The 12,257-nt window shown below is 54.2% G+C and carries 11 protein-coding genes; 3 read left to right on the top strand and 8 right to left on the bottom strand.

Annotated features, from left to right (window positions below; genetic code table 11):
* Positions 1-202: 202 nt before the first annotated feature.
* Both D3871_RS19405 and D3871_RS19400 read right to left on the bottom strand, forming a co-directional pair.
* On the bottom strand, positions 203-1,411 hold the full coding sequence (locus D3871_RS19405; protein ID WP_119770710.1) for a pyridoxal phosphate-dependent aminotransferase: 1,209 nt from the start codon (positions 1,409-1,411) through the stop codon (positions 203-205).
* Between the two features lie 27 nt (positions 1,412-1,438).
* Positions 1,439-2,104 (bottom strand): RraA family protein, encoded by a 666-nt coding sequence (locus D3871_RS19400; protein WP_119770709.1) that lies wholly within the window; start codon positions 2,102-2,104, stop codon positions 1,439-1,441.
* Positions 2,105-2,255: 151 nt separating this feature from the next.
* On the opposite strand from D3871_RS19400, the gene D3871_RS19395 reads away from it, so the two are divergent.
* The gene (locus tag D3871_RS19395; protein ID WP_119770708.1) at positions 2,256-3,212 is read left to right on the top strand and encodes a LysR family transcriptional regulator; all 957 of its coding nucleotides are present in this window, start codon (positions 2,256-2,258) and stop codon (positions 3,210-3,212) included.
* Positions 3,213-3,500: 288 nt separating this feature from the next.
* On the opposite strand, the gene D3871_RS19390 is transcribed toward D3871_RS19395, so the two are convergent.
* Genes D3871_RS19390 through D3871_RS19380 form a run of 3 tightly spaced genes read right to left on the bottom strand, consistent with a single transcriptional unit; the run spans position 3,501 to position 5,985 of the window.
* Positions 3,501-4,472 (bottom strand): Bug family tripartite tricarboxylate transporter substrate binding protein, encoded by a 972-nt coding sequence (locus D3871_RS19390; RefSeq protein ID WP_119770707.1) that lies wholly within the window; start codon positions 4,470-4,472, stop codon positions 3,501-3,503.
* A gap of 28 nt (positions 4,473-4,500) precedes the next feature.
* A complete protein-coding gene (gene catC / locus D3871_RS19385) occupies positions 4,501-4,779 on the bottom strand; it encodes a muconolactone Delta-isomerase (RefSeq protein ID WP_119770706.1) in 279 nt (92 codons plus the stop codon).
* A gap of 51 nt (positions 4,780-4,830) precedes the next feature.
* Entirely contained in the window at positions 4,831-5,985 is a 1,155-nt protein-coding gene (locus D3871_RS19380; RefSeq protein WP_119770705.1) for a muconate/chloromuconate family cycloisomerase, read from the bottom strand.
* Between the two features lie 96 nt (positions 5,986-6,081).
* On the opposite strand from D3871_RS19380, the gene D3871_RS19375 reads away from it, so the two are divergent.
* Both D3871_RS19375 and D3871_RS19370 read left to right on the top strand, forming a co-directional pair.
* A complete protein-coding gene (locus D3871_RS19375; RefSeq protein WP_119770704.1) occupies positions 6,082-6,969 on the top strand; it encodes a LysR family transcriptional regulator in 888 nt (295 codons plus the stop codon).
* A gap of 293 nt (positions 6,970-7,262) precedes the next feature.
* Positions 7,263-7,880 carry a trimeric intracellular cation channel family protein gene (locus D3871_RS19370; RefSeq protein ID WP_119770703.1) on the top strand — a complete coding sequence of 206 codons (618 nt, stop codon included), beginning with the start codon at positions 7,263-7,265 and terminating at the stop codon, positions 7,878-7,880.
* Between the two features lie 182 nt (positions 7,881-8,062).
* Here the strand turns inward: D3871_RS19370 and D3871_RS19365 are convergent, their stop codons facing one another.
* The 3 genes from D3871_RS19365 to D3871_RS19355 form a co-directional block, all read right to left on the bottom strand.
* Complete coding sequence (locus D3871_RS19365; protein ID WP_119770702.1) at positions 8,063-8,845, bottom strand: slipin family protein; 783 nt, start codon at positions 8,843-8,845, stop codon at positions 8,063-8,065.
* Positions 8,846-8,847: 2 nt separating this feature from the next.
* The gene (locus D3871_RS19360) at positions 8,848-10,254 is read right to left on the bottom strand and encodes an NfeD family protein (RefSeq protein ID WP_119770701.1); all 1,407 of its coding nucleotides are present in this window, start codon (positions 10,252-10,254) and stop codon (positions 8,848-8,850) included.
* 947 nt (positions 10,255-11,201) lie between these two features.
* Positions 11,202-12,200: a LysR family transcriptional regulator gene (locus D3871_RS19355; RefSeq protein WP_338016850.1), complete on the bottom strand. Its 999-nt coding sequence runs from the start codon at positions 12,198-12,200 to the stop codon at positions 11,202-11,204.
* Between the last annotated feature and the right edge of the window lie 57 nt (positions 12,201-12,257).

The raw sequence follows: 12,257 nt of genomic DNA, 5'->3' as shown, positions 1-12,257 counted from the left end.
CGGACAACTGATACGCAGAATAATTCAACGAACTTCTAACTCAGGACACTAGCGTACCGCAAACCAATGTACCTTTTTGCTTGATGTCCGCCAACTGGTCGGCTGCTGCAGACAAGCTGATTGTCGATAAGGCCGCAACCAGGACTACATTTTGAATATTCAACATAACAGGCCTCTCTCTTGAATTGAAGGGATACTACAATTATCTGAGTTGGGCAAATGCCGTCGCAATCTGTGCACAGCCTTGCTCAATTTGTTCAAACGAAGTGGCAAACGACATCCGCAAATAGCCCGGTTGCCCATACGAACTACCGTCGATCGTTGCAACCCCGGCCATTTCCAACAAATACATCATTACATCGATGTCGGATCCCAAGCGGGTTCCCGATGGTGTCGTTTTCCCGATGGCGCCAGAGACGTTTGGAAACACGTAAAAGGCACCGTCGGGTAGCGTGCAGTCGATGCCCGGAATTTCATTCAGGAGCCGTACCATTGAATCGCGGCGATCCTTGAATAAAGCAGTGGCCTCCCTTACGCATTGTTGAGGACCATTCAAGGCCTCCGTTGCTGCGGCCTGGCTAATAGCGCTCGGGCAGGTCGTGCTCTGCGATAACAGCAACGAGATTGCTTTCATCAAGACTCCCGGACCGGCTCCATAACCGATACGCCATCCTGTCATCGCATAGGCTTTCGAAACCCCGTTCACGATTAGCGTGCGTCCAATCAGCCGTGGGTCGATTTGTAGCGGCGATACGTGCGTCGCTTCTCCATAAACAAAGTGTTCGTAAATTTCATCCGTCATCAGCCAAACGTCAGGATGACCGTTAAGCACTTCGCAGAGTGATGCCAGTTCCTCGGCGGTATAAACTGCGCCCGTCGGATTATTAGGCGTGTTAAGAACCAGCCACTTGGTACGCGGCGTAATTGCCTTTTCCAAGGCTGCTGCTGTCAGTTTGAAGCCGGTCGACGCGTCACATTTTACGATGACGGGCATACCTCCATTAATCGCGACCATATCGGGGTACGATACCCAAAATGGTGTTGGGATGATCACCTCGTCACCTTCGTTCAAGGTGGCGGAAAAGGCGTTATAGATAATATGTTTTGCGCCATTGCCGACCACAATATCGCTGGGGTCGTACGGAAGGCCATTCTCACGGGCCAGTTTTTTTGCGATTGCACTGCGCAGGGACGGCGTCCCGGTGGATCCTGTATATCGGGTTTGCCCGCTTTGCAACGCCGCGATCCCGGAAGCGATGATGTGTAAAGGGGTAGGGAAATCTGGTTCCCCAATAGTGAGGTCGACAATTTCTTTGCCCGAGGCGCGCAATGCATCCACCCGTGCCTTTGCCGCCATGCTTGGAGAAGGCTTCACCGTATCGAGACGCGACGCAAGATAAGAGCTACTCATTTTGTTGCCTTTGAATATCAAGGTTGGTTATAGACCGTATGGTTGCAATACACGGGTAAGCCACGCTTGTTCTATCTTCCCGTTCGCTATCTCTTCTTTGATCGCTTCTTCGATCCCCGCAGTTTTTCTGGCCGCCTCGATGAGGAACTTTGCTTCCGAGGGCGGGAAACTGATCAACCCGTCTTCGTCACCGACGATGACGTCTCCTGGATTAATGACTTGTCCGCCAATCGTTACCGGGACATTTATCTGGCCCGGGCCATTCTTGTATGGCCCACGGTGGCTGATCGCACGGGCATAGCACGGGAAGTCGGCATCATGGAAAGCAGCGGAATCACGGATCGCTGCATCAAGCACGAATCCTGCGCAACCGCGTTGCATTGCGTACAACATGATAAGTTCGCCGACAAGTGCATTGGTCGTTTCTGCCCCGCCATCAACAACAAGGACGTGGCCTGGCGACATCATCATCAAAGCTTTATAAATCAGTAAATTGTCGCCAGGTCGGGTCTTGACTGTGAACGCCGTTCCAACGAGCTTTTTGCTGCGGTGATACCGCTGCAGTCCATGTACTCCGGAGAGGCGGCTTAGGTTGTCGCTCAGATGCGAGACGACAATATTGCGGAGCGGATCGAGTTCTTCACGACTGACGACGGGCGGAACGGACTTAACTAAAAACGGCGGTGCAGACATCTGCGACTCCTATCAGTTGGCGCTATGGCCATGCGGGGTGATTTAGGAACTGATCATAGGAGCTAGGACAAACAAAAAAAAGCGATATTTTTTTCTATAAAATTATCGCTTTAAGGAATAATAGAAGCTATCTCTGCACCAAAGGTGGAATATGTTTTCATTTAAGCAATTGGAGGCACTCTATTGGATTGCTGCCCTGGGTGGATTTGTACCGGCGGCCCGAAAGCTGAACACGACGCAATCTGCGATTTCAAAACGAATAAAGGAGCTTGAAAGTACGTTTGGCACAGAACTTTTCGACCGCGAACATCGTCAAGCGCGCCTTACTGAAAAAGGAGAAGAGCTGTTATCGATTGCCAAACGGCTCTTGAAGGAACGCGACGCTGCCGTCGAACAATTCAGTAAGGCAGAGATTGTCGAGCGTCGGCTTCGCATCGGCGTCACGGAACTGACTGCAATGACATGGTTGCCCAAACTCGTGCGATTGGTTCGCCAGCATTATCCTCGGGTCCGGATCGAACCTGACGTGGACTTGAGCGTCAACCTGCGGGACAAATTGCTTGCCGATGAAGTAGACGCAATTATCGTCCCAGATGCATTTGTCGAAGACCGATTTTCAGCGATACCCTTAGCTCAGGTTGAAAGTACATGGATGGCCAAACCCGGTCTTCTTTCAGACGCGCGAGGCTTACGGATCCATGAACTTGCGGCTTATACGATTTTGACCCAAGGGGACAAATCTGGAACAGGGATCATCTACGATCGTTGGTTCAAATCACAGGGTATCGAGCCAGCAAACGCTATTAGTAGTAACAGTCTGATCGCGCTCATCGGCCTTACCGTTTCTGGTCTTGGTGTCAGCTATTTACCGAAGGACTGTCTCAAATCGCTGATTGATCGAGGTGCCCTGGAAGTGATTGAAACAAATCCTGTGCTGCCACTGATTACTTACGTCGCGCTTTATCGTAGCGAGCGAAAAAGTAACTTCATATCATCTATTCTTATGCTGGCACAGGAGTGTTGCAATTTTTCAAACCTGTTCCAAGTCGAGGTCAGCACAGCCGGAGATCATGGAAATGGCTCTACTAAAGGAGTGGATCTGTTCTGAACGATATGGGATCCAAGATCCGATGTCGCCATCGTCCAAGTCCTCTTTACTCATGTATTGTTGTGTGTATGACTTCCTGCAAATGCGCATATGAAGTCCACTGAAAATGGTGGCCTGCTCAACGCCATCGGAAGCAGTCCATTTTTCCCTCGAGCGCTTTCACCTGACCAGAATGCCAGGGGCAACTCAGGGACGCGCAGGAAAACTTAGATCTGAACACGCGTCCCTCTCTATTCGCTCCACCTATGGATTTGCAATGAAAATGGTAGATGAGACCGAACGAATCGATCAATCCGCCTTGATATTGCGGGCCCGGACGATCTCTGACCATTTTGCCGTTTCCGAATTCAGGTATTTGGCGAGTTCTGCGGGCGTAGAGCCGACTGCTTCTGCACCAATTTGCGTGAATCGTGCTTTTACATCAGCTTGCTTCAGTGCCTTCACTAGTTCGTCGTTGAGCCTGTTGACGACGGGCTGAGGCGTCTTCGCAGGCACGAACACCGCATACCAGCCACTGAGTTCGTAGCCTTTGATGCCTGCCTCCGCAACGGTCGGCACATTCGGCAAGACACTGGAACGCTTGCTGGTTGTCACTGCTAGTGGCTTCAGGCGACCGGCGTCGATATACGGCTTGGCGGACGAAACCGAATCAAACATCATATCGACCTGATGCCCCATGAGATCCGTGACTGCCGGCGCGCTCCCTTTGTAGGGTACGTGGAGGATGTCGATATTCGCCATGGAAGCAAATAGTTCACCGGCCAGATGGATCGTGGTTCCGCTGCCTGCCGAAGCAAATGTCAGCTTGCCCGGTTGCTGTTTCGCCAATGAGACCAAGTCGGACACATTGGCCGCCTTTACGGCAGGATTGACCACGAGCACGTTCGGTACGATACCTACTAGGCTGACCGGCTCGAAGTCCTTGATGGGATCATAGGAAAGCTTCTTATACAGGCTAGGATTTACCGCATGCCCGATAGACACAATCATCATGGTGTAGCCATCCGGCTCGGACTTGGCGACCATGGTCGATCCGACCACACCACCGGCACCGGGACGATTTTCGATGATGATCGGCTGCTTCATGCTTTGCGACATTTTTTCGCCTAGCGTGCGCGCCATGGTGTCCATGGCGCCGCCCGGGGTGAACGGCACCACCCATTTTATGGGTTTGCTCGGATAGACATCGGCGGCCGCGACGGAGAATGCGGTGCTCAGTACCACGCCGCCGATAATGGCTTTAATAATGGAATGCTTCATTTTTATTCCTGCAATTCTGGTGGTTCGGTTAAACGATGGATGATGGATGCTTTGCCAGCGGCGTTACCATGATCTTCATATACGGAAACAGCGGAAGCGACGACAGCAAGCCATGAAGTTCGTCATTAGACTCAACATCGAAGATGCTGTAGTTGGCATATTCGCCGACGACGCGGTACAAGTGAACCCACTTGCCGCTGCGTTGCAGGTCTTGCGCGTAAGCCTTTTCGCGCGCCTTGATGTCGTCAGCAACGGACGAAGGCATATCGAGCGGTAATAAGACATCCATCCTGACTAGAAACAGCATGAATCTTTCCTTTCTGTCATTGATTGTGCGGGCGTGCGTGGTGGCCTGTCCTCATGCGACCGTGGTGCGTGTCTTGTCACGCCTGTAAAAGGCAAGCTTGTCTTCGTCGATAGCGACGCCAAGACCCGGCGCGTCGGGCACGGCGAGTTCAAACTCAGCGACCGATGCGCGCTCGACGACGATATCGTCTTTCAACAGCAAGGGCCCGAACAATTCTGTCCCCCATTCCAACCTGCGGCAGGCAGCAAATGCATGGGCAGATGCGATGCTGCCAATAGTGCCTTCCAGTAGCGTGCCTCCATAGCAGCCTATTCCCGCCGCGTCGGCAACTGCCGCCACACGAATCACGCCCAATGGGCCACCTGACTTTGCGATTTTTAGGGCAACGATGTCCGCCGCACCGTCGCTCGCATAGTCGAACATGTCGGCAGGGGTGCTGATCGCTTCGTCCGCCATGATAGGAATGTTGAACATCCGCGCGATCCGCGCCATGCCACGGCGGTTGTCACGCGCAATGGGCTGCTCGACCAGCATCACACCGGCTGCCTGCAGGTCCGGAATATGCCGCGCAGCCGTTGCCTCGCTCCAGGCCTGATTGATATCGACAGTAATCTCGGCTCTGTCGCCGAGAGCATTCTTAATGGCTGCAACGTGCTCGATATCCTGGCGCGGACTGCGCTTGCCGATCTTGAGCTTGAATACCTTGTGACGGCGGATATCGAGTAATTGCTTCGCTTCTTCGATGTCGCGGGCGCTGTCGCCACTGGCCAGCGTCCAGAGAACGGGGAGAGAATTGCGCACAGCCCCGCCAAGCAGGGCATGCACCGGCGCCCCAAGGCGCTTGCCCTGAGCATCCAGCAAGGCTGTTTCCAGCGCCGATTTTGCGAGTGAATTACCTTGCACGGACTGATCGACCTTAGCCAGCACGGCATTCACGCTCGTGGCGTCCATGCCGATGACCAGCGGATTGACGTAGTGATCGAGCGTGAGCTTGATCGATTCGGGGCTTTGATCACCGTAGCTGAGGCCGCCGATGGTGGTCGCCTCACCGATGCCTTCAATGCCATCGTCGCAGCTTAAACGTACAATCACCAGCGTCTGGCGGCTCATCGTCGTCATCGCCAGGCGGTGTTCGCGAATGGTGGGAAGGTCGACGATAATTGCCTCAAGTGCCGTGATGCAAGGGCGATTCGATTTAATATGCATTTTTGGATTCATGGCTGTATTGACGAGCCAATGGTAAGTTTTCTGGCATCCTCCGTCTAATATCATTTGGCTACCGTGCTATACCCTGGAGGTATCGTGGAACTGCGACATTTGCGTTATTTCGAAGCAGTAGGAAAAACCCTGAACTTCAGCCGTGCGGCAGAGCTGCTGCATATGGCGCAGCCTCCGCTGTCACGCCAGATACGCCAGCTGGAGGATGAACTGGGCACGCAGCTCATCGACCGCAATGCAAGGCCGCTCGCCTTGACCAAGGCGGGAGCGTTTTTTCTTCAGCAATGCATGCAAGTACTTGCCAGGATCGATGAAATACAGCGGGCGACGCGCCGCATTGGCCAAGGGCAGCATCGGTGGTTCGGCATTGGATTTGTGCCTTCAGTGCTGTACGGATTCTTGCCAGAACTGATTCGCAGTTACCGAAAGGCAAGCAATGAGGTGGAAGTCATACTGTCGGAAATGACGACTATTGAACAAGGCGAAGCGTTGAAGGCCGGGAGGATCGACGTCGGCATCGGGCGGCTCATTCTCGATGACCCGGAACTGGTATGTGATGTCATAGAAGACGAGGCACTTGTCGCCGCCTTGCCATTGCGCCATCCATTACTCAAGCATGCGCGTCTGGGTTTAAAGCAGCTGGCGACTGAGCCTTTCATCCTCTATCCCGTCAGGCCGCGTCCGAGTTATGCGGATCATGTATTGCAGCATTTCCGGTCACATGGTCTCAATCTCGGCACAATCATCGAAGCCAATGAAATGCAGACCGCCATCGGCCTCGTTGCCGCGGGTATCGGTGTAACCTTGGTTCCAAGCTCCGTTCAGCGCTTGCGGCGGGATGATGTCGTTTACCGCCTTGTTGCAGATGCCGGCGTCACATCGCCGATTATCATGAATTTTCGCGCCGGCGATGCATCACAGGATCTGTCCCGATTTTTTCAGTTTATCGACGCACATAGAGTACCCCGTTGAGTGTGTGTAGTTCCAAACTGTAGATCCGCCGCAAATCAGACCTACCCAGAAAAAAATGCCTGGATTAACCCGAGTAATGGCAAGCTACGTCTACAAACGTTGACCAAGCCTGGTGACGGCGATCTCGTCGTCACCAAAAGCGTTTTTTAGAGAAAACTGCATGCATGGCGTAGCGACGCTAGAGGAAAGTAAGCTGGCTCCAACTTAGAAAGCTTTGCCAGTCACGGTCAGTTCTTATTGCAGAGGCACCAATAAGAATAAGCCTTATATGTTTAACGTTTGGTAAATTTCATATGCAGAATTTTAATACATTGATTCAAGTGGTCGAGGCACTGGGCATCCTGGCCTTTGCATTCTCAGGCTTCATTGAAGCACGCCAAAAGGACATGGACTTGGTGGGCGTTTTTACAGTTGCATTCATTACCGCCTTTGGTGGCGGGACCTTACGTGATCTGCTACTCGATCGCCGCCCGTTGTTTTGGGTCGAGCATCAGGAGTACACCTTGTTGATCTTTATCTTGGCATTGGTGATTACTCCTTTCATGCGTCATCTTCGTTCTGCCTTCTCGGAAAAACTTCTCGTGACAGCCGACGCCTTCGGCCTAGGCTTGTTCAGCGTTCTCGGCGCGTCCTTGGCGGTCCATGCGGGCATGCCCCCTTTTGTCTGCGTCATGATGGGTGTCATTACTGGCATCTTCGGTGGTGTGCTGCGCGATATAATCTGCAATGAAATCCCCATGGTTTTTCGGCGTGGCCAGCTTTATGCGACCTGTTCCTTTCTTGGCTGCTGGGTCTATCTGTTGCTGGAATGGCTATCGGTTACGGAAACTCTCAGTTTATCGACGGGCATTCTCATAACCGTTGCTACTCGAATGGCGGCAGTAAGATTCGACTTAAAGTTGCCCGGATGACGGCACCTTTTCAGATCACATTATGGCGGCCAATCGTGTCCATTCACGTAGTCAGTTAGATCTCGGAATTAGACACGCCAAGGGCGAAGCCGAGACCAATGGTCAGGGCGTGTGATACAAGAAGCAGAAGCTTTTTCATTCTGCATCTCGAACAGAAATATATTCCCTATGAGTTTGGTCACTCAAACCCGGTCCTGGATAATCCCTTTTTTCCCATCGCCCGTCATTTCTTTCAACAGCTCCATTGGCAGCGGGAAAACAATAGTCGTCGACTTGTCTCCAGCGATGCTGGCCAAGGTCTGCATGTAGCGCAATTGCATGGCGCCCGGCTGTAGTGCAAGCACCCGCGCAGCCTGCATCAGCTTCTCCGATGCCTGCAGTTCGCCCTCAGCGTGGATCACCTTTGCTCGCCGCTCCCGCTCTGCTTCGGCCTGACGGGCGATGGCGCGTATCATGGACTCGTCGAGATCTACGTGCTTGATTTCCACATTCGCGACCTTGATACCCCACGCATCGGTCTGGACGTCGAGCACCTGCTGGATGTCGATGTTGAGACGCTCACGCTCGGCAAGCATTTCATCGAGTTCGTGCTTGCCTAATACTGAACGCAAGGTGGTCTGCGCCAGCTGGCTGGTCGCCTCGAAAAAATTGGCTACCTGGATGATGGCTTTTTCCGCGTCGACTACGCGGAAGTACAGCACCGCATTGACCTTGACCGAAACGTTATCTCGCGAAATCACATCTTGGGTTGGCACATCCAGCACGATCGTTCGCAGGTCGACCCGGACCATTTGCTGCAGTACCGGAATAAGGATGACGAGTCCCGGTCCCTTGACTGCCCAGAACCGACCCAGCTGGAATACCACACCGCGCTCGTACTCACGCAGGATGCGAATGGATGCAGCAACTAGGACCAGCACGACGAAAGCAAGCGCACCAAATCCTATGCCGAGATCAGCAAGCATAGTTATTCTCCTTGTTCATTATTACTGACAGGAACCACTTCCAGCACAAGGCCTTTGCGCCCGATCACGCGGACTCTCTGCCTATCCTGCAGCGATACTTTGCTCACGACCTGCCACGTTTCGCCGCGTACATGGGCCCAGGCCTCATTTGGGACGTCTCCAGTCCTTTCAATTTCAGCCACGCTCCCGACCATATTGTCGAGGCCGGTGACGTTTTTGCGCCGCCGGGTTTTTAACGCCACGCTTGCGGTTGCTGCAAACAACAACGCGCTTGCTACCGCGATCGCGCCAACCAATCCGATGGGAATACCGTAGCCAGGCAACTCGGTATCGATCAGCATCAGCGCTCCTGCTACGAAGGCTGCAATCCCGCCTAGTCCAAGCACACCGAAACTAGGCAGGAAAGCTTCAGCCGCCATTAAGGCCAGGGCCAGAATAATGAGGGCAAGACCGGCATAGTTGACAGGCAGCAATTGCAAACCATACATGGCTAATAAAAGACAGATGGCACCAATCACGCCCGGAGCAACAGCCCCTGGACTCATAAACTCGAATAGCAATCCATAGATGCCTACGGTCATCAGAAGCAGCGCAATGGTCGGGCTGGTGATGACGGCCAAAAGCCGGGTACGCCAGTCGGGATTGACATTAACGACAGCTGCGCCGCGAGTGTGTAGCAATTTGTCATTCCCCAGTACCGACACAGTTTTCCCCTCAAGTCGCGAAGCTAAAGCCAGGCTGTCGTCGGCAATGTAATTAATCACTCCCAGTTTGAGCGCTTCTTCCGCCGATAAACTTACCGCTTCCCGGACGGCACGCTCTGCCCAGTCCGCATTACGCCCACGCATCTGCGCCAATCCGCGGATATAAGCTGCAGCGTCATTGACCTGCTTTCGCGTCATCGCTGAGTCAGGCTCTTTGTCGCTGTTCTCGCCGGGCGGCTGCTTGCTTCCCGGGCGCTGCGCCTTGTCGCGCCCGGATTCCATGCCGGGGCCGCCGATCTGAACCGGAGTGGCAGCGCCAATGGTGGTGCCAGGAGCCATTGCGGCGATGTGGCTGGCATACAAGATATAGGTGCCTGCACTGGCCGCACGTGCGCCGCCCGGACTGACATGACTTGCCACCGGCACCGGCGAGCTCAGAATAGCTTTAATGATGGCACGCATCGCGGTATCGAGCCCGCCCGGCGTGTCCATCTGCAGAATGACGAGCTGGCTGCCGTCAGTAGCGGCGCGGGCGATGCCGCGAACGACGTAATCCGCATTGGCAGGGCCGATTGCACCATCTATCGTTAACAACGTAATCTGGGCGGGGGTCGCAACAGCGGAAGACACGATGAACAGAAAGCCGGCAGCCAGGTATGCCGCCACACCGGCCAGCACTCGGCATGTCCGGATGAGCAGGTCCATGACAAGTGCACGGCTACGCATGGATTCATACCTTGTGAACACTCTTCGATGGCCAGGACGCCGGGGCCATACCCATTCTTCAACACTCTATAACAATGATGTTGTGTCACATCAAAAACATGCTGCTCATCGAAAAAGCAGGGAAATCTACAATGTGAAGGTCGCTTGCCAGGCGGCCCTGATCCTTTCATTCTGTACGGTCGCCGTCGGAAATCAATTGTAGATAGACAAAATAGTGTTGCAGCCCGGCACGCCAGATCGTTCCACGCCTTTCACCGATACCGAAAGCACTATCCCCGGCCTGGTCCATCGACCCGGTCAACCTGCCGTTCCGGCCACAGGATGACCGACCAGCGCCACGCTGCAACGGCTTGCACGATGTGCTGCGAGATGCCTGCCCTGATGCCTGGGGCCAGGGGCCGCTCCGACGTGAGCACAATCTGCCCGAAGGTACGCCTCTGGCACGCTATCTGATTCTGGGAGGCAACGCTGACCGATAGGGTGCGCTCGCCATAGGCACAAGGCCCGCCCCCTCGGTGGCCGCCGGAGTGACCCGGAACTAATACACAGAATGATGACAAGGGACCAAAATACGGACCCTGACACGGCAAAATCGTTACCGTCGCTGTCGGCCGGTTTTATGGCACGTTATGGCTCAGGATTGGTATTAGTACTACTGCGTCACAAAACATCACTGTCCGGTTCCCTCCCCCTTTCAGGGGGAGGGCTAGGGTGGGGGTGGAGTGGTTGCGCTAACGATTGCGCGGATTCGACCTCTCTACCCCTGCGCGGGCCGCCCCATCCCAACCTTCCCACCTCGCCGCTGGTAAGTGGCTTGGATTCGTGCGGCGCAAAGCATGCTTTGCGAAACCCCGCACTTATCCCCCTGCAAGGGGGAGCACGTTCGTGACGCAGTAGGATTAGGTAGCAGCGGAAAAAAGGTGAATTCAACAGGCAGGCGGGTTTTGAATCTGGTGTCTCAATAATGAAAGCATTGCCTCCGCCGCAGGGGACAGCGAGCCTTCCCTGCGTCTCACCAGGCCGATCGATCTGCGAATAACAGGGTTGACCAGCGGGCGCCGCACTATTCCCTCGCCACTAATGACATCGGCGGCCATGGCCGGGAGCGCTGCCACGCCTAATTCCTCACTTACCATTGCGCCGATGGTGGCCAGGTGATCCACTTCATAGGCAGGATGAAAACCAATTCCGTTTTGCAGTGCAGCGGCATCGATATACTGGCGCACGCTGGTATGGCGCGACATCGAAATGTGCGGCGATGCCAAGGAGTCGGTGAATTCTACATTCCCGCTTTCACGTCCTAGCGGATGGCCGCGCGCGACCAACAACACGAAACTGTCCGTTGTGAGCGGGATGTAATCCAGATCCGCGTAGGCAGGGTTAGCTGCGGTGAGCGCGAAGTCGACGCGCCCTTCCCGTACCAGTTCGAACGCAGGCTCGGACAAGGTGTCGATGAGGGACAACTGAATGTCAGGATACTTCTCGCTAAAGCTTCGGAACAACGGAGGGATGACACGCGCTGCCAGGGATGGCAGGGCCGCGAGCGCGACGCGACCCCGCCGTAACGCAGTGACATCCCGTACTGCAGTCACCGTGCGCTCTAAATCAGATAACAACTGGTCGGCATGCGACGCAAGTACTTCCCCGGCCGCCGTCAATGCGACCGAACGTGTCGTACGGTCGAACAAGCGCGTGCCAAACGCGTCTTCCAGTCGGCTGATCAGGGTCGACAGCGCGGACTGCGAGAGGTGCATTTGCTGTGCCGCCTGGCTAAAGCTTAAGGAATTGGCGACAGCGAGAAAGGCGCGGAGGTCGCGACCCGATAGATTTATCTCCATAATTGATAAGTTTATAGAAAATATGCGATTTACAGATAAAAAGTCGCGTTGCACACTGAATTTTTCTTCGTTTAGATCGTCACGCATGAATACCCAGAACGAATCGTCCCCATCGCTCGCAAATCCGCCAACCGGTCTGCCAAA

Origin of the sequence: Noviherbaspirillum saxi (assembly GCF_003591035.1) — a bacterium.
GTDB lineage: Bacteria > Pseudomonadota > Gammaproteobacteria > Burkholderiales > Burkholderiaceae_D > Noviherbaspirillum > Noviherbaspirillum saxi.
This window is presented reverse-complemented; position numbering and strand designations above follow the sequence as displayed.